This is a genomic window from Streptomyces sp. NPDC048734, assembly GCF_043198675.1.
GTDB lineage: Bacteria > Actinomycetota > Actinomycetes > Streptomycetales > Streptomycetaceae > Streptomyces.
In genome coordinates this window covers 1-22,696 of the sequence record NZ_JBICUZ010000025.1, presented here as the reverse complement: position 1 = coordinate 22,696, position 22,696 = coordinate 1, and the positions used below count along the sequence as shown (strand labels likewise).

Genomic DNA, 22,696 nt, shown 5'->3' with positions numbered 1-22,696 from the left:
TCTTTCTTCTCTTGCGTTCTCTGGTGTGGTCAGTCGTCGTCTTCGCCGTGGAGACGGCGTCGGACCGACAGCAGTTCCACCTCGGGGCGGGCGGCGACGAGCCGTTCGCACCGGTCCAGTACATCGGTCAGGTGCTCCGTGTCCCCGGACACCATGGCCAGGCCGATGACCGCCCGGCGGTGCAGGTCCTGGTGGTCCACCTCGGCCGCGCTCACCGCGTACTTGCGCTGGAGCTCGGCGACGATCGGGCGGACGACGGAGCGCTTCTCCTTCAGCGAGCGTATGTCGCCGAGGAGGAGGTCGAAGGACAGGGTCCCCACGTACATGTGCAACCGGTTCACCCGCCGGTACGGGATCGATGGCCCCGCCCTGAACGGACGGGGGCATCACGAACGGTACAACGATCGCGGCCGCGGCTCGACGGGGTTTTCCCCGCTCACCGCCGCCGCAACGCCGCACCGGCCGGCGGGGACAGCGCCCCGCCGGCCGGCACGAACCGGGGGTGTCACACCCGCGGCTTCTCCCGCATCTCGTACGTCGCGATGACGTCGTCGATCTTGATGTCGTTGAAGTTTCCGAGGTTGATACCACCCTCGTAGCCTTCGCGGATCTCGGTGACGTCGTCCTTGAAGCGACGCAGGCCCTCGATGTTGAGGTTCTCCGCGATGACCTTGCCGTCGCGGATGAGGCGCGCCTTGGTGTTGCGCTTGACCTCGCCCGAGCGGACCAGGACACCGGCGATGTTGCCGAGCTTGGACGACTTGAAGACCTCGCGGATCTCCGCCGTGCCCAGCTCGAACTCCTCGTACTCCGGCTTCAGCATGCCCTTCAGGGCCGCCTCGATCTCCTCGATCGCCTGGTAGATGACCGAGTAGTACCGGACGTCCACGCCTTCGCGCTCGGCCATCTGCGCCGCGCGGCCCGCCGCGCGGACGTTGAAGCCGATGACGATGGCGTCCGAGCCCATCGCGAGGTCCACGTCGGACTCCGTGACCGCACCGACGCCGCGGTGCAGAACGCGGATGTCGACCTCTTCGCCGACGTCCAGCTGGACCAGCGAGGACTCGAGGGCCTCGACCGATCCGGACGCGTCACCCTTGATGATCAGGTTCAGCTGCTGGACCTCGCCGGCCTTCAGGGCCGCGTCCAGGTTCTCCAGGGAGAACCTGCGCGTGCGCTTGGCGAAGGCGGCGTTGCGCTCGCGGGCCGCACGCTTCTCGGCGATCTGACGGGCCGTACGGTCCTCGTCGACCACCAGGAAGTTGTCGCCGGCGCCCGGGACGTTAGTGAGACCCAACACCTGGACCGGAGTCGACGGACCCGCCTCGGCGACGTTGTTGCCGTTGTCGTCGAGCATGGCGCGCACACGGCCGTAGGCGTCGCCCACGACCATCGTGTCGCCGACCCGCAGGGTGCCTCGCTGGACGAGGACCGTCGACACGGCACCGCGGCCGCGGTCGAGACGGGACTCGATCGAGATGCCCTGCGCGTCCTGGCTCGGGTTGGCCCGCAGGTCGAGCGAGGCGTCGGCCGTGAGGATCACGGCCTCCAGCAGCGAGTCGATGTGCAGACCCTGCTTGGCGGAGATGTCGACGAACATCGTGTCGCCGCCGTACTCCTCGGCCACCAGACCGAACTCGGTGAGCTGACCGCGCACCTTGGTCGGGTCGGCGCCCTCGACGTCGATCTTGTTGACCGCGACGACGATCGGGACCTCGGCCGCCTTCGCGTGGTTGAGCGCCTCGACCGTCTGCGGCATGACGCCGTCGTTGGCCGCGACGACCAGGATCGCGATGTCGGTCGACCGGGCACCACGGGCACGCATGGCGGTGAACGCCTCGTGACCCGGGGTGTCGATGAAGGTGATCTTGCGCTCTTCGTCGTTGACCTCGGTCGACACCTGGTAGGCACCGATGTGCTGCGTGATGCCGCCGGCCTCGCCCGCGATGACGTTCGTCTTGCGGATGGCGTCGAGCAGTCGGGTCTTGCCGTGGTCGACGTGACCCATGACGGTGACGACCGGGGGACGGACCACCAGGTCGTCCTCGTCGCCCTCGTCCTCGCCGAACTCGATGTCGAAGGACTCGAGCAGCTCGCGGTCCTCCTCCTCCGGGCTGACGATCTGAACCGTGTAGTTCATCTCGTCGGCGAGGAGCTGGAGCGTCTCGTCGGAGACGGACTGCGTGGCCGTGACCATCTCGCCGAGGTTCATCATGACCGCGACGAGCGACGCCGGGTTGGCGTTGATCTTCTCCGCGAAGTCGGTGAGCGACGCACCGCGCGACAGGCGAATGGCTTCGCCGTTGCCGCGAGGCAGCATCACGCCGCCGACCGACGGGGCCTGCATGGCCTCGTACTCCTGGCGCCTCTGCCGCTTCGACTTGCGACCGCGACGCGCGGGACCGCCGGGACGGCCGAAGGCGCCCTGCGTGCCACCGCGGCCACCGGGACCGCCGGGACGGCCACCGAAGCCGGGACGGCCACCGCCGCCACCGCCCGGACCGCCGGGACGGCCGGCGAAGCCGCCACCACCGGCGCCGGGAGCACCGGGACGGCCGGCGAAGCCGCCGCCACCGCCGGGACGGCCGGCGAAGCCGCCGCCGCCACCGGGACGACCGCCGCCACCGCCGGGACGACCGCCGCCGCCCGGACCGCGACCGCCGGGACCGCCACCGGGACGGGGGCCGGCAGCCGGACGCTGCGGCATCATGCCCGGGTTGGGACGCGGGCCGCCCGGACGCGGAGCGCCGCCCTGCGGGCGGGGCATGCCGGACGGGGACGGGCGCGCGCCGCCCGGAGTCTGCGGACGCGGACCGCCGCCCTGGGCGCCGGGCGCCTGGGGACGGGGACCGGCGCCGGGGGCACCGGGACCGCCGGGACGCGGACCGCCGGGGCCGCCCTGCGGGCGCGGGGCCTGCGGACGGGCCATACCGGCGTTGCCGCCGGAGGTGAAGGGGTTGTTTCCGGGACGCGGACCGGCCGGACGGGCACCGCCCGGACGCGGAGCGCCGCCACCGGGGCGCTGGCCCTGCGCGGCGGCCGGGCGCTGGCCCTGACCGCCCTGCTGACCCTGACCGGCGGCCGGACGGCCGGCGGGACGGGGCGCGCCGGGACGCGGCCCCTGGGAGGCCGGCTTCTGGGCGGCCGGAGCCGCCGGGGCGGCCGGAGGCGCCGGCGGAGCGGTGAACTCCGGGGCGGCCGGAGCCGGACGCGGCGCGGGCCGGGGGCCCGGACGCGGGCCGGAGGCCGACGGCGCGGGGGCCGACGGGCCGGAGGCCGACGCGGCGGCCGGAGCCGCGGGCGCGGCGGGCGCCGCGGGCTGCGGGGCCGTCGGAGGCTTGGGGGCGGCCGGCCGCGGTGCGGCCGGACCCGGACGGGCCGCCTGCGCCGGCGAGGGCGCCGCGGGCCTGGGGGCCGCCTTGCGCGGGGCGGGCTTGGCGGACTTGCCGCTGCCACCGCCCTGGAAGGCGTCAGTCAGTTTGCGGACAACGGGCGCTTCGATGGTCGAAGACGCCGAACGGACGAATTCACCGAGTTCCTGGAGCTTGGCCATGACGGCCTTGCTCTCCACCCCGAACTCCTTGGCGAGTTCGTATACCCGGACCTTAGCCACTTCGCTCCTTTTAGGTCCGGGTGTGTCCGGACCGTCGCTACTTCATGGGCGTACTCATCGCGTGCTCATCGAGTGCTCATCGCAATCTCGACCTACTTCCAACTCGCGGGGTACCAGAGCCGCACGGAGGTTCCGTACGACGCCTTCTTACGGTGTTGCCTGCTCGGCAACGGTCGTCTGCTCGACGTACTGGCGCAACACCTTTGTGTCGAGCGCTCCCGGGGCTCGCAAGGCCCTCGTGAACGCCCGGCGGCGTACCGCCTGGTCGAGACAGACCTGGGCGGGATGCACATACGCACCCCGGCCGGGCAGCGTACCGCGAGGATCGGGGACGCACGCGTCCTCGATCGCCACGATGCGCAGCAGTTCCGTCTTGGCCGCCCGCTCCCGGCACCCCACACAGGTGCGCTCGGGGCGTGCTCGGGCGTGCGTCCGGCCAGACACAGTTAAGTCTACCTCCCCGCGGCGACCTCACCCCTTCGGGGCAGCGGTCGAACGGTTGCCGCGCGTATAACTGACGTGATCTGAGCGTGCTACGGCTTGGATCTATTCCCCCGGTGCGTCACGGGCCGGTCTCCCGGTTCGTCCGCGGGCCGGTCTCCCGGTTCGTCCGCGGGGGGGTGATCCCCCGGCTCACTCGCCGGGCTGCTCGGTGTCCGGCCGGATGTCGATCCGCCAGCCGGTCAGCCGCGCGGCGAGGCGGGCGTTCTGGCCCTCCTTGCCGATCGCCAGCGAGAGCTGGTAGTCCGGCACCGTCACGCGCGCGGAGCGGGCCGCCATGTCGACGACCTCCACCTTGGACACCCGGGCGGGCGACAGGGCGTTCGCCACCATCTCGGCCGGGTCGTCCGACCAGTCGACGATGTCGATCTTCTCGCCGTTCAGCTCGCCCATGACGTTGCGCACCCGGCCGCCCATCGGGCCGATGCAGGCACCCTTGGCGTTCAGGCCCGAACGGGTGGACCGTACGGCGATCTTGGTGCGGTGGCCGGCCTCGCGGGCGATGGCGGAGATCTCGACGGAGCCGTCGGCGATCTCCGGCACCTCGAGCGCGAACAGCTTCTTCACCAGGTTGGGGTGGGTCCGCGAGAGCGTCACGGACGGACCGCGCACGCCCTTCGCCACCCGCACGACGTACGACCGCAGGCGCATGCCGTGCGGGTACGTCTCACCCGGGACCTGCTCCTGCACCGGCAGGATGGCCTCGAGCTTGCCGATGTCGACGAGCACGTTCTTCGGGTCGCGGCCCTGCTGGACCACGCCGGTGACGATGTCGCCCTCACGGCCCGCGTACTCGCCGAGCGTCGCGTCGTCCTCGGCGTCGCGCAGACGCTGGAGGATCACCTGCTTGGCCGTGCTGGCGGCGATACGGCCGAAGTCGGACGGGGTGTCGTCGAACTCGCGGGGCTCCTGGCCCTCCTCGAGGTCCTCGGGATCCTCCTTCGCCCACACGGTCACATGACCGGATTCCCGGTCGAGCCGCACGCGCGCGTGGCGGCGGCTTCCCTCGGTGCGGTGGTAGGCGATGAGGAGGGCCGACTCGATCGCCTCGACCAGCAGGTCGAAGGAGATCTCCTTCTCCCGCACCAAGCCCCGCAGGGCACTCATGTCGATGTCCACGGCTACGCCTCCTCCTCTTCCTTCATGTCCTGCACGTCCTGCACGTCCTGCTTGTCCTTGCGGTTGAACTCGACCTGGACGCGGGCCTTGTCGATGTCGCCGAAGGCGAACCTGCGCGCGGTGGCCCTGCGGCCCTTCACGCCCGGCACCTCGACGTCGAGGCCGTCGTCGTCCACGCCGAGGATGCGGGCGACGACCTCGCCGCCCTCGTGGAGCTGGAACTTCACCAGGCGGTCCGTGGCACGGACGTAGTGGCGGTGCTCGGTGAGGGCGCGCTCCGCGCCCGGGGTGCCGACCTCGAGGGTGTACTCGCCCTCGCCCATCGCGTCCGTCTCGTCGAGCTTCGCCGAGAGCGCGCGGCTCACATCGGCGATCCGGTCCAGGTCCGCTCCGGTGTCGGAGTCGACGACCACGCTCAGCACTCTCTTGCGACCGACGGAGTCCACGGTGATCTCTTCGAGGTCCAGCCCCTGAGAGGTGACGAGGGGTTCGAGCAGTTCTCGCAGCCTCTCGCTCTGGGTGGTGCTCATCCGGGTGACTCCTCGGCCGCGTGTGCTGTTGTGGGACGGTGCGCGTGTCTGGTCAAAGGGTATCCGGTCGCGAGGTGTGTTGCCGTCCACCGAGTGGCCCACCGGCGCCCGACACCCCCCGGCGGCGCCCGACGGGGCACGGACGGTGCCGGTGAGTGGTGCCGGGCCGACGCGCGGGTACGGTGATCACGGGCCTGCACGCGCGTGAGCGGCCCGTGATCGGTTCCTTTCGTACGAGATCCCCCGAGGACGTCTGCCGTGCCGTTCCCGCCGCCTGTGCGCACCCCCTCCGGGCCGCGCCGAAGAACTCTGCTCGCCTCGGCCGCCGGGGCCGTCCTGCTGGCCGGGTGCTCCTCCGGCGAGGGGGACACCGGGAGGAAGACCCCCGGCGACGACCCGTCGGCCTCCGCGCAGAAGCGTGCACGCGCGCGTGCCGCCGCGGACAGCGCGGGACTGGTGGAGCGCTACGACGCGGTCCTCGCCGCCCATCCGGCGCTGGCGGCGCGGCTGGCGCCGCTGCGGGCGGAGGTCGTGCGGCACGTGACGGCGTTCGGCGGCGCGGAGGGGAGCGCGAAGGCCTCACCGTCGGCTTCGGCTTCGGCTTCGGCCTCCGCGTCGGCGCCGGGCTCGGTCTCCGTGTCCCCGTCGGCCCCGGCGTCGGTACCGGCGTCGTCGGCATCGGCATCGGCATCGGTTCCGGCTTCCGGGACGGTCCCGTCCGCGTCATCCACCGTCGTCCCCGCGACGGCCAAGGGCGCGCTCGCCGACCTGGCCGGCGCGGAGCGGACCCTCGCGGACCGCAGGGTCGCGGCCCTGGCGGACGTGCCGGGCGAGCTGGCCCGGCTGCTGGCCTCGGTGGCGGCGGCCGGGGCGGCGCACGCGTACCTGCTGACGGAGGGGGACCGATGAGCGGGCGGAACACCGGTGAGGTCACGGCGCTCCAGGCCGCGCTGGCCGCCGAGCACGCGGCGGTGTACGGCTACGGGGTGGTCGGCGGCCGGATCCGCGAGGGGCGGCGCACGGAGGCCCGGGCGGCGTACGACGCGCACCGGGCGCGGCGGGACGCGCTGGCACGCGAGGTGCGCGGTCTGGGCGCCGAGCCCATCGCCGCGAGCGCCGCGTACGCGCTGCCGTTCGCGGTGCCGGACTCCGCCGCGGCGGTCCGGCTCGCCGTCGAGCTGGAGGAACGCGTCGCCGGGGTCTACTCGGACCTGGTCCGGGCGGCCACCGGCGCCCGGCGCCGCGAGGCGGCCGGGGCGCTGCGGGAGGCCGCGGTCCGTGCGGTGCGCTGGCGCGGCGGGAGCGTAGCCTTCCCTGGTCTCGCCGAGCGGGCCGGTGCGGAGACGGACCCGGCCGCCACCGGGGCCGGCCCCGCGGCGACGAAGGCGGGCTCGGTTGCACCGGCACCCGCCTCGACCCCGACCCCCACACCGACGGCGTAGGCCGCAGCAGGAGAGGACGACTCGCGTATGGCTTTCGAACCGCCGCAGCGTCTGGTCAGGGCGCTCGGCGAGAGCGCACCGGACGGTGACGACTGGTTGGAGAAGCTGCCGGAGACGGTCGGCCGGGCCGTCGCGCTACGCGAGTTGGCCGTCGAGCGGGTGCAGGTGCCCGGCGGCCGCAGCAGCCTCGTGGTGCTGGTGCGGCGTGCCGACGGGACGCCGGCCGCGCTGAAACTGGCCCCGCCCCGGTTCCGGCCGGAGGCGGAGCGGGCCGCGCTCGCCCACTGGGACGGCCTGGGCGCCGTACAGCTGGTGGGGGGCCCGGCGAGTGAGGGGGTTCTCCTGCTGGAGCGGCTGCACCCCGATGTGTCGGTGCGGTCGCTGCCGGAGGCGAAGGCACTGCTGGAGGCGGCGGGGACGCTGCGGCGGCTGTGGGTGGAACCGCCCGCCGGGCACTCCTTCGAGACGGTGGCCGAGCGGACCGGGCGGCAGGCCGCGGTGATGCGCGCGCGTGCCGGCGCGGACGTGGCCGGGCTCGTCGACGCGGCGCTCGCGGCCCGCGAGGAGCTGCTGGCCGCGCCGCCCGAGCACCGGCTGCTGCACGGGACGTTCCGGCAGAGCAAGGTGCTCGCGGGTGAGCGGATGCCGTGGCTGGCGGTGGGGCCGGACCCGGTGGTCGGCGAGTGCGCCTTCGACCTGGCGCGGCTGGTCCGGGACCGGGTGGAGGACCTGATCGCCTCCCCGTCGGGGGCGGCGACGACCCGGCGGCGGGTGAAGCGGCTCGCGGAGTCTCTGGAGGTGGAGCAGGAGCGGTTGCGGGGGTGGACGCTGTTCCGGGCGGTGGAGTCGGGCGTGCGGGCGTTGAGCGTGGGACGGCCCAAGGACGCCGAGTTGTTGCTGGAGTTCGCCGGGTGGGTCTAGCCGGATGGCTCCGGGCGGGCGGGCCCGGGCGGGTTCCCCTCGGGCGGGGTGGTCCGGGGCCTCGGTTCCGGGGCGGCCCGGCGCGCCCTTCCCGCGCCCCGGGAGGGCGCGGGAAGGGTCCGGGGGTGGTCCGGGGCGTTGCTTACGCGGTCGTGAGGCGGGCGACGGCCTCGTCCACCGTCAGCTCCTCGCGCTCGCCGGTCCTGCGGTCCTTCAGCTCCAGGACGCCCTCGGCGGAACGGCGGCCCGCGACCAGGATCTTCGGTACGCCGATCAGCTCGGAGTCGGTGAACTTCACGCCCGGCGAGACCCCGGCCCGGTCGTCGACCAGGACGCGCAGGCCGGCCGCCCGCAGCTTCTCGGAGACGTCGAGGGCCAGTTCGGTCTGGAGGGCCTTGCCGGCCGCGACCACGTGCACGTCGGCCGGGGCGACCTCGGCGGGCCAGCACAGGCCCTTGTCGTCGGCGCTCTGCTCGGCGAGGGCCGCGACCGCGCGGGAGACGCCGATGCCGTACGAGCCCATGGTGACGCGGACCGGCTTGCCGTTCTGGCCGAGGACGTCGAGCTTGAGGGCGTCGGCGTACTTGCGGCCCAGCTGGAAGATGTGGCCGATCTCGATGGCGCGGTCCAGCTTGAGGCCGGTGCCGCACTTCGGGCAGGGGTCGCCCTCCCTCACGACCACGACGTCGACGTAGGCGTCGACCTCGAAGTCACGTCCCGCGACGACGTTCTTCGCGTGCGTGTGCTCCTTGTTGGCGCCCGTGACCCATGCGGTGCCCGGCGCCACGCGCGGGTCGGCGACGTAGGTCACCTTCCCCAGGCCCTGCGGGCCGACGTAGCCGCGGACCAGGTCGGGGCGGCCGGTGAAGTCCTCGGCGGTGACCAGCTCGACGGCGGCCGGCGCGAAGTGCGCCTCGACCTTGCCCATGTCGACCTCGCGGTCGCCGGGCACGCCGACGGCGACGATCTCGCCGTCCACCTTGACCAGGAGGTTCTTCAGCGTGGCGGAGGCCGGGACGCCGAGGGCGGCGGCGAGGGTCTCGATGGTCGGGGTGTCCGGGGTGGGGATCTCCTCGGCGGCGGGCACGGCGGAGGAGTCGACCGGCTTCAGTTCGTACGTGATCGCCTCGGTGTTGGCCGCGAAGTCGCAGTTCGGGCAGTCCGCGAAGGTGTCCTCGCCGGCCTCGGCCGGAGCCAGGAACTCCTCCGACTTCGAGCCGCCCATGGCGCCCGCGGTCGCCGCGCAGATGCGGTAGTCCAGACCGAGGCGCTCGAACACCTTCTGGTACGCCTCGCGGTGCAGGGCGTAGGACGCGGCCAGGCCCTCGTCCTCGGTGTCGAAGGAGTAGGAGTCCTTCATCAGGAACTCGCGGCCGCGCAGGATGCCGGCGCGGGGGCGGGCCTCGTCACGGAACTTCGTCTGGATCTGGTACAGGATGACCGGCAGGTCCTTGTAGGACGTGCACTGGTCCTTGACCAGCAGGGTGAAGATCTCCTCGTGGGTGGGGCCGAGGAGGTAGTCGCCGCCCTTGCGGTCGTTCAGGCGGAAGAGTTCGGGGCCGTACTCCTCCCAGCGGCCGGTCGCCTCGTACGGCTCCTTCGGCAGCAGGGCGGGGAGCAGCACCTCCTGGGCGCCGATCGCGTCCATCTCCTCGCGGACGATGCGCTCCACGTTGGCGAGGACCTTCTTGCCCAGCGGCAGCCAGCTCCAGACGCCGGCGGCGGTGCGGCGGACGTAGCCGGCGCGGACGAGGAGCTTGTGGCTGAGGACCTCGGCGTCCGCCGGGTCGTCGCGCAGCGTCTTCGCCATCAACTGGGACATGCGCTGGACCGGTGCGTTGGCCATGGTGTACGAACTCCTGCCGATCGGGATAATCGCCCCGCTCGGAACGGGCCGAGGGTGGGGAGGGTGCTGGCTGGTGCCGCGGCAGGCAACATCTGCCCGTCGAGGAGCGGCGTCCGGTGCGTGCTCTCGGCGTGCCGGCCGGAAGTCCTCGTACTGGACGTACTCGGGCTTTCGGCCGGTGCGGCGAGCGGGGTCCCCCCTCCGGGGAGCGTGCCGGGCGTCGCGACGGGGCGAACGTTGCCTGTTGCGGCACTAGGAGGTTAGCCGGGAGCCCCGCGCGGCCGGAAATCCGTTTACGCCCGGCGCAGCGGGAGGGGGGCGCCCATCACGGCGTACGGGCGGGGGGCGCTGGGGAAGAGGACGCGGCGGGCCAGGTCCCGGTAGCCCAGGGAGTGGTACAGCGCCCGGGCGGGGCTGTCGACGTCGATCGCGGAGAGGATCGAGCGCGGCTGGGTCGCGGTGTCGGTGATCGTGGTGATCAGGGAGCGGCCCGCGCCGCGGTTCTGGTGGTGCGGGTGGACGTGGAGTTCGGTGATGACGAAGGAGTCGTCGAGCCAGAAGTCGGTGCCGTTGGCGCGCAGGTAGGGCTCGACGACGGCGGACCACCAGTGGGTGCGGTCGTTGGGCATGCCGTAGACGAAGCCGACGAGCCTGTTCCCGACGGTCGCCCCGTACGCCCGCGCGCCGGGGCTGGTCATGTGGCGCAGGACGATCTGCCGGCGGACGGCCACCTCGTCCGGGCCCAGCCCGAAGGCCACGGCTTGCACTGCGAGAGCCTCGTCCACGTGGGCGGGAAGGTCCAAGGGGCCGATGACGAGGTCCATGGCGGGAGCCTACAGGGGGTCCGGTCGGCGGGTGCCGAGCGGACGGGGCAGGTCGTGCCCCGGGGCGGAGCCGGACGCGGCGCGGGGGGAGCGACCCCGGGACCCTCGGACAAAACCCTCAGAACAGGACGCTCATGAACGCGCCGACCTCTTCGAAGCCCACCCTGTGGTACGTCCGCCTCGCCGTCGTGTTGAAGTCGTTGACGTAGAGACTGACCACCGGGGCGACGTCGGCGAGCGCGTAGCGCAGTACGGCCGCCATGCCGGGGGCGGCCAGGCCCCTCCCCCGGTACTCGGGGGCCACCCAGACGCCCTGGACCTGGCAGGCACGGGGCGTGGCCGCGCCGATCTCCGCCTTGAAGACGACCCTGCCCCGGTCGTCGAGGCGGGCGAACGAGCGGCCGGAGCCGACGAGTTCGGCGACCCTCGCCTGGTAGAGCAGGCCGCCGTCGCCGGCCATCGGGGAGACGCCGACCTCCTCGGTGAACATCGCCACGCACGCCGGCATGATCGTGTCCATCTCGTCCTTGCGGATGCGGCGTACGTACGGGTCCGGAGCGATGTCGTCCGGCATCCGGTCGGTGACCATCAGGGGCTGGCGGGCGCGGACCTCGCGGGCGGGGCCCCAGTGCGGTTCGAGGAGCCGCCACAACAGGGCGGTGGCGTCGGCGGGGCCCACGATGGAGGAACAGCGGCGGCCGGCCCGGCGGGCGCGGTCGGCGAAGGCGCGTATGGCGCGGGGGGTGGCGCAGATGGGGACCAGGTTGGCGCCGGCGTAGCACAGGGACGTCAGCATGCCGTCCTCGTACCAGCCCCACATCTCTCCGCCGAGGCGCCACGGGTCCAGGCCCGCGACCTGCACCCGCGAGGTCACGAAGGCGTTGGTGACCGGCTCACGGTCGAGGACGGCGAGGGCGGCGTCCAGGTCGCTCGGTTCGAGGACCCGGGAGGTGGTCTGCGTCAACACGTGCGGGGCCTCACACTGGGGTCTGCCTGATCTCCGCACTGTACCCGCCGAGGTTGTGCGGCGCCGCCCGCTGTGAGGGGCCTGTGCCACGATCCCCTGCGGGAGCCTCCGGGCCGGTACGCACGGTTCCCGCCGCTCCCGGACTCCTGAGGCGGTACGACCGGCCTGCGGCGCCCGGCGGTGCGGGCCGGTCGTACCCGTGCGGGAGCGTTGCGGCCGGGCGCGCGGTTCCCCGCGCCCTGGACGCCTGCGGCGATCGGCAGTGGTCAGCCCGCTACCGAGACCTGGGGTTCGCCGGAGGTCACGCCGTCGGACTCCATCTGCTCGGCGATCTTCATGGCCTCCTCGATGAGGGTCTCCACGATCTTGGACTCGGGGACAGTCTTGATGACCTCGCCCTTGACGAAGATCTGCCCCTTGCCGTTGCCGGAGGCCACGCCGAGGTCGGCCTCGCGGGCCTCGCCGGGGCCGTTGACCACGCAGCCCATGACGGCGACCCGCAGCGGGACCTCCATGCCCTCCAGGCCCGCCGTGACCTCCTCGGCCAGCTTGTAGACGTCGACCTGGGCGCGGCCGCAGGACGGGCAGGAGACGATCTCCAGGCCGCGCTGCTTGAGGTTGAGGGACTCCAGGATCTGGTTGCCGACCTTGACCTCCTCCACCGGCGGGGCGGACAGGGAGACGCGGATGGTGTCGCCGATGCCCTGCGAGAGCAGCGCGCCGAAGGCCACGGCCGACTTGATGGTGCCCTGGAAGGCGGGGCCGGCCTCGGTGACGCCGAGGTGGAGGGGGTAGTCGCACTGCGCGGCGAGCTGGCGGTAGGCCTCGATCATCACGACCGGGTCGTTGTGCTTGACGGAGATCTTGATGTCGCGGAAGTCGTGCTCCTCGAACAGCGACGCCTCCCACAGCGCGGACTCCACCAGCGCCTCCGGGGTGGCCTTGCCGTACTTCTGCAGCAGGCGACGGTCCAGCGAGCCGGCGTTCACCCCGATGCGGATCGGGGTGCCGTGCTCGTTGGCGGCCTTCGCGATCTCCCTGACCTTGTCGTCGAACTGCTTGATGTTGCCGGGGTTGACGCGGACGGCGGCGCAGCCCGCCTCGATCGCGGCGAACACGTACTTGGGCTGGAAGTGGATGTCCGCGATCACCGGCAGCTGCGACTTGCGCGCGATCGTCGCCAGCGCGTCCGCGTCGTCCTGCGTCGGACAGGCCACCCGCACGATCTGGCAGCCCGCCGCCGTCAGCTCGGCGATCTGCTGCAACGTCGCCCCGATGTCCGAGGTCCGCGTCGTCGTCATCGACTGCACGGACACCGGAGCGTCACCGCCCACCGCCACGGACCCGACCTGGATCTGCCGGCTCTTGCGGCGCTCGGCGAGCTTGGTCGGAACGGACGGCATGCCGAGAGAAATCGCAGTCATCTGCTGTGCAACCCCAAGTCGTGGATCAACGTCCAGGTCCCGTCGGTGGCGGGCTCCAGGCTTCGAGATTACGGCACGGACGCCCCTGCGCGGGCACTCCCCCGTCCTCGGAACACCCGGGCGGGGCACCCTCGCCGGCCATCGGACCCCGCTCGGGGGAGGGCGGCCCGGCACGGATCGTGCCGGGCCGCCCTGAACGCCGTACGACTAGGAGATCCTCACCGGGTTGACCACGTCCGCCACCAGGACGAGCAGGGTGAAGCAGATGAAGATCCCGGCCACCACGTAGGCCACCGGCATCAGCTTCGCCACGTCGAAGGGGCCGGGGTCGGGGCGGCGCAGCACCTTGGCGAGGTTGCGGCGCAGCGACTCCCACAGGGCGCCCGCGATGTGTCCGCCGTCGAGCGGCAGCAGCGGGAGCATGTTGAACAGGAACAGGGAGAGGTTGAAGCCGGCGAGCAGCATCACGAACATCGCGAGCTGCTGGGAGGCCGGGATGTCGAGGGTGGCGATCTCTCCGCCGACCCGTGCCGCGCCGACGACACCCATCGGGGAGTCGGGTTCGCGGGGGCCGTCGCCGAAGGCCGCGTCCCACAGGGCGGGGATCTTGGAGGGCAGGGCGGCGAGGGAGTCGACGGCGTCCCCGACGCGTTCGGTCATCCAGACCGTGGACTCGCCGAAGTCCTGTTTGACGACCCCGGTGGCCGCGCTGAAGCCGAGGAAGCCCGCCTTGACGTACTCGCCCTGGACGTAGGAGCCGCCGGCGTCCTTCTTCGCGACCAGGTTGGTGGCGATCTTCGCGTTCAGGGTGACCTCGCGGCCGTCCCGGTCGACGACGATCGCGACCTCCTTGCCGGCGCTGACCCGGATGAGGTCGGAGAGGGTGTCCCAGTCCTCGGTGGGCTTGCCGGCGAAGGAGACGATCCTGTCGCCCTTCTGCATGCCGGCGGCCGCCGCCGGGGAGGCGGGGTCGGACTTCTCGCAGGTGTCGCGGTTCTCGCTCTGGGCGATGACGCAGGGCGAGACGGAGGCGACGGACGTGGTCTGCTGCTGGATGCCGAAGCCCATCAGGACGGTGAGGAAGAGGGCGACCGCGAGGACCAGGTTCATGAAGGGGCCCGCGAACATCACGATGACCCGCTTCCACGGCTTGCGCGTGTAGAACATGCGCGTCTCGTCGCCGGGCCGGAGTTCCTCGTACGCCGCCGAGCGGGCGTCCTCGATCATGCCGCGCCAGGGCGAGGTGGAGCGGGCCGTGACGCGGCCGTCGTCACCCGGCGGGAACATGCCGATCATGCGGATGTAGCCGCCGAACGGGATCGCCTTGACGCCGTACTCGGTCTCGCCCTTGTGGCGGGACCACAGGGTCGGGCCGAAGCCGACCATGTACTGCGGGACGCGGATGCCGAAGAGCTTGGCGGTGGACAGGTGGCCCAGCTCGTGCCAGGCGATCGACACCAGCAGGCCGAACGCGAAGACCACTATGCCGAGGATGAACATCAGGGTCGTCATGCACGGGCCTCCGCCGTCTGTGCCGTCAGTTCCCGGGCCCGGGCGCGCGCCCAGGTCTCCGCTTCGAGGACGTCCGGCACGGTGAGTGAGGTTCCCGCGCGTGGGGTGCCGTGCTCCTCGACGACCCTCGTCACGGTCTCCATGATCCCGTTGAACGGCAGCGCGCCCTCGCGGAACGCCTCCACGCACTCCTCGTTGGCGGCATTGAACACCGCCGGGGCCGTCCCCGCGAGCTCGCCGACGTGCCGGGCGAGGTTCACGGAGGGGAAGGCGTCGTCGTCGAGCGGGAAGAACTCCCACGTCGACGCCTTGCTCCAGTCGAAGGCGGGCGCCGCGTCGGGAACCCGCTCGGGCCAGCCGAGGCCGATGGCGATGGGCCCGCGCATGTCGGGGGGCGTCGCCTGCGCCAGTGTCGATCCGTCCGTGAACTCAACCATCGAGTGGACATACGACTGCGGGTGCACGACCACCTCAATGCGGGAGAAGGGAATGTCGTAGAGGAGGTGCGCCTCGATGACTTCCAGGCCCTTGTTGACGAGGGTCGCCGAGTTGATCGTGATGACCGGGCCCATGGCCCAGGTGGGGTGCGCGAGGGCGTCCTCGACGGTGACGTGCGCCAGCTGGTCCTTGGTGCGGCCGCGGAAGGGGCCGCCGGAGGCGGTGACGACGAGTTTGCGGACGTCGGCGCGGGTGCCGGCCGCGAGGGCCTGGAACAGCGCCGCGTGCTCGGAGTCGACCGGGATGATCTGGCCGGGCTCGGCGAGCGCCTTCACCAGCGGGCCGCCGACGATGAGCGACTCCTTGTTGGCGAGCGCGAGGGTGCGGCCCGCCTCCAGGGCGGCGAGGGTGGGCGCGAGGCCGATGGAGCCGGTGATGCCGTTCAGCACGGTGTGGCCGTCGGAGGCGGCGAGCCGGGTGGCCGCGTCCGGTCCGGCGAGGATCTCGGGGAGCGGCTCGCCGGGGCCGTACGCGCTGCTCAGGGCCTCCCGCAGGGCCGGCACGACGTCCTCGCGGGCGACCGCGACGGTCCGCACCCGCAGTCGGCGGGCCTGCTCGGCGAGGAGGGCGACCCGGCCGCCGTTGGCGGACAGGCCGGTCACCCGGAAGCGGTCCGGGTTGCGCAGCACGAGGTCGATGGCCTGGGTGCCGATCGACCCGGTGGACCCGAGGATCACCACGTCCTTGGGGCCGTCGCCCGCCACGGGGTCGTAGACGAGATGCGGGTCGGCGAGTGGGGCTGGACTGTCGCTCATGCCCCCATTGTTGCCGCACCGCACGGGTGGGCGGACAGGGTGTCCCCCCACGGCCCTCCTCACGGGAGGGCTCTGGGCGGGACACCCGGGGCCCGGTGTGCGCGGTCTCACCCGATCGTGCGATGGACGTTCTCGTGTTCGGACGGTCCCGCGGTGGTGTCGGCGATCCACGGGCCCTCGCCCGAGGGGTCGAGGACGCCCTGTTCCAGCCACTCGTAGGTGCCCGTGAGGACACCCTCGACGACCTTGCGGTCGAGGTCGTCGGTGTTGGACCACAGGCGGGTGAAGAGTTCCCCGACCCGGATGCGGGACTGGCGGCAGAAGGCGTCGGCGAGCTGGTAGGCCTCGCGGCCGTGCTCGCCGCGGGAGCGCAGGAGTTCGGCGCGCACGCAGGCCGCGCTCATCGCGAACAGTTCGGCGCCGATGTCGACGATCCGGCCGAGGAAGTTCTGCTTTGTCTCCATGCGGCCCTGCCAGCGGGACATGGCGTAGAAGGTGGAGCGGGCCAGCTTGCGGGCGTGCCGCTCGACGTACCGCAGGTGCGGGGAGAGGTCGACCTCGTGCTTGAACTCGGTGAAGGAGTTCGGGAGTTGACCGGGCCCCGCGACCAGCTTCGGCAGCCACCGGGCGTAGAAGAGACCCGCGCCCGCGCCCGCCCTCGCCTTGTCCTGGAGGGACTTGTCGGGGTCGATGAGGTCGCCGGCGACCGAGAGGTGGGCGTCGACGGCCTCGCGGGCGATCAGCAGGTGCATGATCTCCGTCGAGCCCTCGAAGATGCGGTTGATGCGCAGGTCGCGCAGGACCTGTTCGGCGGGGACCGCCCGCTCGCCGCGGGCGGCGAGGGAGTCGGCGGTCTCGAAGCCGCGGCCGCCGCGGATCTGGACCAGTTCGTCGGCCATCCGCCAGCCCATCTCGGAGGCGAAGAGTTTGGCCAGGGCGCCCTCGATGCGGATGTCGTTGCGGTTCTCGTCGGCCATCTGCGAGGACAGGTCGAGCACGGCCTCCAGGGCGAAGGTCGTCGCCGCGATGAAGGAGATCTTCGCCCCGACCGCCTCGTGGCCGGCGATGGGCCTGCCCCACTGCTCGCGGGCCGCCGACCACTCGCGGGCGATCTTCAGGCTCCACTTGCCGGCCGCCACGCAGGAGGCGGGCAGCGACAGCCGTCCGGTGTTGAGGGTGGTCAGCGCGATCTTCAGGCCCGCGCCCTCGGGGCCGATGCGGTTCGCGGCGGGGACGCGGACCCGGTGGAAGCGGGTGACGCCGTTCTCGATGCCGCGCAGTCCCATGAAGGAGTTGCGGTTCTCCACGGTGATGCCGGGCGAGTCCGCCTCCACGACGAAGGCGGTGATGCCGCCCTGGTGGCCCTCGCTCCGGGGCACCCGGGCCATGACGACCAGCAGGTCGGCGACGACGCCGTTGGTGGTCCACAGCTTCACGCCGTCGAGGACGTAGTGGTCGCCGTCCGGCACGGCGCTGGTGGCGAGGCGGGCCGGGTCGGAGCCGACGTCCGGCTCGGTGAGGAGGAAGGCGCTGATGTCGGTGCGGGCGCAGCGCGGCAGGAACCGCTGCTTCTGCTCGTCGGTGCCGAACAGTTTGAGCGGCTGCGGTACGCCGATCGACTGGTGCGCCGAGAGCAGCACGCCGACCGCCGGGCTGACCGAGCCGACCAGGGCCAGCGCCTTGTTGTAGTACACCTGGGTCAGGCCGAGCCCGCCGTACCGGGGGTCGATCTTCATGCCGAGGGCGCCGAGTTCCTTGAGGCCGGCCACGACCTCGTCGGGGATGCGGGCCTCGCGCTCGATGCGGGCGCCGTCGATCCGCGTCTCGCAGAACGCGCGGAGCTCGGCCAGGAACTTCTCACCGCGCCGTACGGCCTCGTCGGCGGGGAGGGGGTGGGGGTGGATGAGGTCGAGGCGGAAACGGCCCAGGAACAGTTCCTTGGCGAAGCTGGGCTTGCGCCAGTCCTGTTCCCGGGCGGCCTCCGCCACCTGCCGGGCCTCACGTTCGGTGACGACGGGCTTCTTGAGGGGTGGTGCGGACATGAGGCTCACCTCGCCGCGAATCGGGATCTCGGACCGCATCGGTCACCGAATCGGTCACCGATGGGTGCTACCCGATCGTTGGTACCCGATCCGGGGCGGACCCACCACCCCTCGCGGGCCCGTTCAGCCGACGGTGACCGTGTACGACTTCGTGTCCAGACGGCCCTTGCCCTTGAAGACCTCGGTGCCGGACTCGATGCCGGAGACGTACTTGTCGTTGCTCAGCAGCTTGCGCCGGACGAGTGCCTGGGTGAAGTCGTCGAGGTTCAACGTGGCCTTGGTGGTGTTGGTGCGGCGGACGAAGGAGTAGACGTTCCAGCCGATGTCGCCCCGGTAGATGTCCCACATGGCGCCGCCCAGGCTGACGCTGCCGTACTTGGTGCCCAGCGGGCCCGCGCCGCCCTGGCGGTTGAGCCAGATCATGACCTCGTCGGTGGGCTGGTCCTGCCAGTCCGCGGTGTTCTTGTCGTGCAGCCACAGGTCGTGGGCGACGTTCATGACGCCGGGGTTCGCGGAGACGGAGAAGTCCCAGCTCACGGTCACCTTCTTGCGGTCGCCGACCCGGATCGGCAGTCCGGTCCTCGCCTTGTCGACCTTCCAGCCCCAGTGCCAGCCGAGGACGGTGCTGGCGTAGGACTTCACGTCGTAGTCCTTGCCGGTGGCGCTGTTGGCCCAGTCGTAGCTCGTCCCCCAGGACACGGTCGAGCCCGTCAGGGAGTTGTCCCAGACGCACTGGCTGCCCACGGCCTTCTCCTGGTTCCAGAGGTTGTTGTTCACGTAGTACTTGCCGAGCGTGACGGTGTCGAAGGCCGCGCACTTCTTGCTCGACTCACCCGCCTGGGCGACGGTCACGCCGGCGGCGGCCGCGAGCGCGACCGAGGCGGCGACGAGGCCCTTCGCCGTCCGGGAGAGGCGGGGTCTGCGGTGTTGCATCGGGGGTCCTTCCGGGGGGACGGTTCCTGTACGTCCTCCCAGTGGTCGCAGCGGGCACGCAAGGTTGCCGCGGCCGCGGAATCCGGCCCGCCGAACCGTGCCGGGGAAACGCCGGAGAAACCCTGTCGAAGCGCTTCGACAACCTATGGACACCCACTCCCGCTAGAGCTACTGTCAAAGCACCCTCACCCGCCCTTGTTCCCCCTGCGCACTGTCGAAGCGCTTCACACATCTTGGAGAGCTGGATGGTCACCCTCGCCGAGGTCGCCCAGCACGCCGGAGTCTCGGCGAGCACGGTGAGCTATGTCCTCAGCGGCAAGCGGTCCATCTCCGCGACCACCCGGGAGCGGGTGGAGCAGAGCATCCGCCAGCTCGGCTACCACCCGAACGCGGGCGCGCGGGCCCTGGCCAGCAGCCGGTCGAACATCATCGCGCTGATGGTCCCGCTGCGCACCGACATGTACGTGCCGGTGATGATGGAGATCGCCATCGCGGTCACCACCACGGCGCGTACGCACGGCTACGACGTCCTGCTGCTCACCGGCGAGGAGGGTCCCGACGCGGTGCGCCGGGTCACCGGCAGCGGACTCGCCGACGCGATGATCCTGATGGACGTCCAGCTCGACGACGAGCGGCTGCCGCTGCTGCGCGATGGGGGCACCCCCGGTCGAGCGAAGTCGAGAGGGGGGGACGACCAGCCGTCGGTCCTGATCGGGCTGCCCGCCGACACCACGGGCCTGACCTGTGTGGACCTCGACTGGAGCGCGACCGGCGCGCTGTGCGTGGAGCACCTGGCGACGTTCGGCCACCGCGACCTCGCCGTCATCGGCGAGGCGCCCGCGGTGTACGAGCGGCACACCGGTTTCGCCGAGCGCACCCTCGACGGGCTCCGGTCCCGCGCGAAGGAACTGGGCCTGCGCGTGCTGCACCGCCCCTGTGAGAACGGGTACGACGCCATGGCGGTGACGCTGGCCCGGATCCTCGACGAGCGGCCCGGCACCACCGGTTTCGTCGTGCAGAACGAGTCGGCGGTCGAGCCGCTGCTCGCGCTGCTGCGCCAGCAGGGCCGGGCCGTCCCCGAGGACGTGTCGGTGGTCGCCATCTGCCCCGACCAGGTGGCCGTGCAGGCGTCGGTGCGGCTGACGTCGGTCGCCGTCCCCGCGCAGGAGATGGGGCGGCGGGCCGTGGAGCAGCTGATGGCCAAGCTCGACGGCCGGGGTGACGACGACGTGGTGCTGCTCGCCCCGGAGCTGACGGTCCGCGCGAGTTCGGGCCCCGCGCCGGCCGCTTCCTGACCGGAGGGCCGTACCGCCCCCGCAACGCCCCCGTGCGCTCCCGCCCGACCCGTACGTTCCCGACGTCCTGACCGACACGCACGCCCCTGCGCGCCTCCGCACGCCCCAGTCGTCCCCGCACGCCCCCACTCGTCCCCGACGTCCCGAGCCGCACCGGTGCCGCGTCCCTGGCACCCCCACGTCTCTTCCCCCTCCATGACTCACTCCTCCAGGAGCACAGGAGCACGCCACGTGAATCAGCCTGCCGAAAACCAGCCCCAGGTCAGCCTGGCGCAGTCGTCTCCCACCGTCGGCACCTTCCGCGAGCGGGACGGTGCGCTGGAGTGGAGCGGCCGCCAGGAGACCGTCCGTGTCGAGCCGTGGGGTCCGGACGGGGTCCGGGTCCGTGCGCGGCTCGGCGGTCCCGTCCTCGACGGTCTGCCCGGCGCGCTGCTCGCCGAGGCCCCGCCGGCCTCCTCCACGGTCAAGATCGAGGACGGGCGGGGCCGGCTGACGGTCGGCGCGCTCACCGTCGAGGTGGACGCCGAGGGGCTGGTCCGGTTCCTGGACAGCTCCGACGACCGGGAGCTGCTGGCCGAGGAGCGCGCCCACTTCTGGTGGCCCGGCCCGCGGCTCTACACGGCCGTCGGAGGCGGTCACCACCGTCTGGAGCAGCGGTTCGCCGCCTACGACGACGAGAAGCTCTACGGCCTGGGCCAGCACCAGCACGGGCGGCTCGACCAGAAGGGACTGGTGCTGGACCTGGTCCAGCGCAACGCCGAGGTCGGCATCCCGGTGCTCACCTCCAGCCGGGGCTACACCCTGCTGTGGAACAACCCGGCGATCGGCCGGGTGGAGCTGGCGCACAACGGCACCCGCTGGGTGGCCGACGCGGCCCGCCAGATCGACTACTGGGTCACCGCGGGCGCCCCGGCCGACGCCCAGCGCCGCTACAGCGCGGTGACGGGCCGTACGCCGATGCTGCCGGAGTGGGCGGCCGGCTTCTGGCAGTGCAAGCTGCGCTACCGCACCCAGGACGAACTCCTTTCCGTGGCAAGGGAGTACAAGCGGCGCGGGCTGCCCCTGGACGTCATCGTGTGCGACTTCTTCCACTGGACGCACCTGGGCGAGTGGAAGTTCGACCCGAAGGAGTGGCCGGACCCGGCCGCGATGGTCCGCGAACTGGACGAGCTGGGCGTCAAGCTGGTGGTGAGCGTCTGGCCGTCGGTGTCCCCGCTGTCGGAGAACCATCCGGTGATGGAGCAGCGCGGCTACTTCATCGGCACCCAGTACGGCCCGGCGGCGCACGCCGACTGGCCGGACAAGGAGGTCGCCACCCCGGTCCAGGTCGCCTTCTACGACGCCACCAACCCCGACGCCCGTGAGTTCGTGTGGTCGCGGGTCCGCGACAACTACCTCGCCCCCTACGGGATCACGGCGTTCTGGCTGGACGCCTGCGAGCCGGAGCTGAAGCCGGGCTTCTCGGAGAACCTGCGGTACTGGGCGGGGCCGGGCCTGGAGGTCGGCAACCTGTACCCGGCCGAGAACGCCCGGACCTTCTACGAGGGCCTGCGCGCGTCCGGCTGCGGCGACGACGAGATCATCACCCTCAACCGCTCGGCGTGGGCGGGCAGTCAGCGCTACGGCGCCGCCCTGTGGTCGGGTGACATCGGCACCGACTTCGCGACCCTGCGCCGGCAGGTCGCGGCGGGTCTCAACACCGCCCTGTCGGGCATCCCGTGGTGGAACACCGACATCGGCGGCTTCCACGGCGGCGACCCGGACGACCCGGAGTACCGCGAGGTGATGGTCCGCTGGTTCCAGTTCGGCGCGCTGTCCCCGCTGATGCGCCTGCACGGCTTCCGCGACCCGGGCATGCCGCTGGGCCCGGAGATGACCGGCGGTCCCAACGAGGTGTGGTCGTACGGCGAGGAGGCCGGGGCCGTCCTGGAGAAGTACCTGCGGCTGCGCGAGCGGCTGAAGCCGTACGTGCTGCGGGTCATGCGGGAGGCGCACGAGGAGGGACTGCCGGTGATGCGGCCGCTGTTCCTGGAGTTCCCCGACGACCGGGCGGCCTGGTCCGTCGACGACTCCTACCTCCTCGGCCGTGACCTGCTGGTCGCCCCGGTGCTGACGGCGGGCGCGAGGGTCCGGACCGCCTACCTCCCGGTGGGCGCGCGCTGGACGGACGCGTGGACGGGCGAGACGTACGAGGGCGGCTCGGCCGTGACGGTCGACGCGCCGCTGGACCGGATCCCGCTGTTCCTGCGGGACGGGGCGCGGCTGCCCGTGGCCGGGTAGCCGCGGCGGACAAAGAAGCGCGGCCGGTCCCGTCCCGGGGAGGGAGGAGGGGCCGGCCGCGCCGCACCGGCGGGGGGGGGGGCGCGCCCCCCGGGCCGGGGGGCCCCCCCCCCCCGGGCCACCCCCGGGGGGGGGGGGGGGTTTTGGGTGGTAAGTTAGGCCCCCCCCCGCCGCTCGGTTTACTATCACCAAAA

At 72.3% G+C, this 22,696-nt stretch carries 18 protein-coding genes; 5 read left to right on the top strand and 13 right to left on the bottom strand.

Features of this window, described 5'->3' with window-relative positions:
- Positions 1-29: 29 nt before the first annotated feature.
- The 5 genes from ACGFQC_RS34735 to rimP form a co-directional block, all read right to left on the bottom strand.
- Positions 30-326 carry a DUF503 domain-containing protein gene (locus ACGFQC_RS34735; protein ID WP_363092032.1) on the bottom strand — a complete coding sequence of 99 codons (297 nt, stop codon included), beginning with the start codon at positions 324-326 and terminating at the stop codon, positions 30-32.
- 179 nt (positions 327-505) lie between these two features.
- Positions 506-3,613, bottom strand: coding sequence for a translation initiation factor IF-2 (infB, locus tag ACGFQC_RS34730; RefSeq protein WP_363092031.1), 3,108 nt, complete (start codon positions 3,611-3,613; stop codon positions 506-508).
- Between the two features lie 147 nt (positions 3,614-3,760).
- Entirely contained in the window at positions 3,761-4,057 is a 297-nt protein-coding gene (locus ACGFQC_RS34725) for a YlxR family protein (RefSeq protein ID WP_363092030.1), read from the bottom strand.
- Positions 4,058-4,246: 189 nt separating this feature from the next.
- Entirely contained in the window at positions 4,247-5,233 is a 987-nt protein-coding gene (gene nusA, locus ACGFQC_RS34720; protein ID WP_363092029.1) for a transcription termination factor NusA, read from the bottom strand.
- Positions 5,234-5,235: 2 nt separating this feature from the next.
- Positions 5,236-5,763: a ribosome maturation factor RimP gene (gene rimP, locus ACGFQC_RS34715; RefSeq protein ID WP_363092028.1), complete on the bottom strand. Its 528-nt coding sequence runs from the start codon at positions 5,761-5,763 to the stop codon at positions 5,236-5,238.
- Between the two features lie 258 nt (positions 5,764-6,021).
- On the opposite strand from rimP, the gene ACGFQC_RS34710 reads away from it, so the two are divergent.
- From ACGFQC_RS34710 to ACGFQC_RS34700, 3 genes are read left to right on the top strand one after another with little or no spacing between them, the layout of a single operon-like run.
- Positions 6,022-6,672 carry a hypothetical protein gene (locus tag ACGFQC_RS34710; protein WP_363092027.1) on the top strand — a complete coding sequence of 217 codons (651 nt, stop codon included), beginning with the start codon at positions 6,022-6,024 and terminating at the stop codon, positions 6,670-6,672.
- A complete protein-coding gene (locus ACGFQC_RS34705) occupies positions 6,669-7,205 on the top strand; it encodes a ferritin-like domain-containing protein (protein ID WP_363092026.1) in 537 nt (178 codons plus the stop codon). Before ACGFQC_RS34710 ends, ACGFQC_RS34705 begins: the two co-directional genes overlap by 4 nt.
- Before the next feature lie 27 nt (positions 7,206-7,232).
- A complete protein-coding gene (locus tag ACGFQC_RS34700) occupies positions 7,233-8,126 on the top strand; it encodes an aminoglycoside phosphotransferase family protein (protein ID WP_363092025.1) in 894 nt (297 codons plus the stop codon).
- Positions 8,127-8,268: 142 nt separating this feature from the next.
- Here the strand turns inward: ACGFQC_RS34700 and ACGFQC_RS34695 are convergent, their stop codons facing one another.
- From ACGFQC_RS34695 to ACGFQC_RS34660, 8 genes are all read right to left on the bottom strand, one after another.
- Entirely contained in the window at positions 8,269-9,972 is a 1,704-nt protein-coding gene (locus ACGFQC_RS34695) for a proline--tRNA ligase (protein WP_363092024.1), read from the bottom strand.
- Positions 9,973-10,265: 293 nt separating this feature from the next.
- The gene (locus ACGFQC_RS34690) at positions 10,266-10,796 is read right to left on the bottom strand and encodes a GNAT family N-acetyltransferase (RefSeq protein ID WP_363092023.1); all 531 of its coding nucleotides are present in this window, start codon (positions 10,794-10,796) and stop codon (positions 10,266-10,268) included.
- A gap of 118 nt (positions 10,797-10,914) precedes the next feature.
- Positions 10,915-11,763: a GNAT family N-acetyltransferase gene (locus ACGFQC_RS34685; protein WP_363092022.1), complete on the bottom strand. Its 849-nt coding sequence runs from the start codon at positions 11,761-11,763 to the stop codon at positions 10,915-10,917.
- Positions 11,764-12,029: 266 nt separating this feature from the next.
- Complete coding sequence (gene ispG / locus ACGFQC_RS34680) at positions 12,030-13,187, bottom strand: flavodoxin-dependent (E)-4-hydroxy-3-methylbut-2-enyl-diphosphate synthase (RefSeq protein ID WP_363092021.1); 1,158 nt, start codon at positions 13,185-13,187, stop codon at positions 12,030-12,032.
- Between the two features lie 207 nt (positions 13,188-13,394).
- On the bottom strand, positions 13,395-14,687 hold the full coding sequence (locus tag ACGFQC_RS34675; protein ID WP_363092067.1) for a site-2 protease family protein: 1,293 nt from the start codon (positions 14,685-14,687) through the stop codon (positions 13,395-13,397).
- 8 nt (positions 14,688-14,695) lie between these two features.
- Entirely contained in the window at positions 14,696-15,952 is a 1,257-nt protein-coding gene (gene dxr, locus ACGFQC_RS34670) for a 1-deoxy-D-xylulose-5-phosphate reductoisomerase (RefSeq protein WP_363092020.1), read from the bottom strand.
- A 107-nt stretch (positions 15,953-16,059) separates the two neighbouring features.
- On the bottom strand, positions 16,060-17,994 hold the full coding sequence (locus ACGFQC_RS34665; protein ID WP_363092019.1) for an acyl-CoA dehydrogenase family protein: 1,935 nt from the start codon (positions 17,992-17,994) through the stop codon (positions 16,060-16,062).
- 123 nt (positions 17,995-18,117) lie between these two features.
- Complete coding sequence (locus ACGFQC_RS34660) at positions 18,118-18,927, bottom strand: endo-1,4-beta-glucanase (protein ID WP_363092018.1); 810 nt, start codon at positions 18,925-18,927, stop codon at positions 18,118-18,120.
- Positions 18,928-19,172: 245 nt separating this feature from the next.
- On the opposite strand from ACGFQC_RS34660, the gene ACGFQC_RS34655 reads away from it, so the two are divergent.
- Together ACGFQC_RS34655 and ACGFQC_RS34650 are read left to right on the top strand one after the other, a co-directional pair.
- Positions 19,173-20,222, top strand: a complete 1,050-nt coding sequence (locus ACGFQC_RS34655; protein ID WP_363092017.1) for a LacI family DNA-binding transcriptional regulator — start codon at positions 19,173-19,175, stop codon at positions 20,220-20,222.
- Between the two features lie 231 nt (positions 20,223-20,453).
- On the top strand, positions 20,454-22,502 hold the full coding sequence (locus ACGFQC_RS34650; RefSeq protein ID WP_363092016.1) for a glycoside hydrolase family 31 protein: 2,049 nt from the start codon (positions 20,454-20,456) through the stop codon (positions 22,500-22,502).
- Positions 22,503-22,696: the final 194 nt, after the last annotated feature.

What these genes read in the sequence shown, in the direction of transcription:
- ACGFQC_RS34705 (WP_363092026.1), top strand. Translation starts at nt 6,669, where the DNA reads ATGAGCGGGCGGAACACCGGTGAGGTCACGGCGCTCCAGGCCGCGCTG.
- ACGFQC_RS34675 (WP_363092067.1), bottom strand. Translation starts at nt 14,687, where the DNA reads ATGTTCATCCTCGGCATAGTGGTCTTCGCGTTCGGCCTGCTGGTGTCG.
- rimP (WP_363092028.1), bottom strand. Translation starts at nt 5,763, where the DNA reads ATGAGCACCACCCAGAGCGAGAGGCTGCGAGAACTGCTCGAACCCCTC.
- dxr (WP_363092020.1), bottom strand. Translation starts at nt 15,952, where the DNA reads ATGAGCGACAGTCCAGCCCCACTCGCCGACCCGCATCTCGTCTACGAC.
- ACGFQC_RS34665 (WP_363092019.1), bottom strand. Translation starts at nt 17,994, where the DNA reads ATGTCCGCACCACCCCTCAAGAAGCCCGTCGTCACCGAACGTGAGGCC.
- ACGFQC_RS34700 (WP_363092025.1), top strand. Translation starts at nt 7,233, where the DNA reads ATGGCTTTCGAACCGCCGCAGCGTCTGGTCAGGGCGCTCGGCGAGAGC.
- ACGFQC_RS34690 (WP_363092023.1), bottom strand. Translation starts at nt 10,796, where the DNA reads ATGGACCTCGTCATCGGCCCCTTGGACCTTCCCGCCCACGTGGACGAG.
- ACGFQC_RS34735 (WP_363092032.1), bottom strand. Translation starts at nt 326, where the DNA reads ATGTACGTGGGGACCCTGTCCTTCGACCTCCTCCTCGGCGACATACGC.
- ACGFQC_RS34695 (WP_363092024.1), bottom strand. Translation starts at nt 9,972, where the DNA reads ATGGCCAACGCACCGGTCCAGCGCATGTCCCAGTTGATGGCGAAGACG.
- ACGFQC_RS34660 (WP_363092018.1), bottom strand. Translation starts at nt 18,927, where the DNA reads ATGCAACACCGCAGACCCCGCCTCTCCCGGACGGCGAAGGGCCTCGTC.
- ACGFQC_RS34655 (WP_363092017.1), top strand. Translation starts at nt 19,173, where the DNA reads ATGGTCACCCTCGCCGAGGTCGCCCAGCACGCCGGAGTCTCGGCGAGC.
- ispG (WP_363092021.1), bottom strand. Translation starts at nt 13,187, where the DNA reads ATGACTGCGATTTCTCTCGGCATGCCGTCCGTTCCGACCAAGCTCGCC.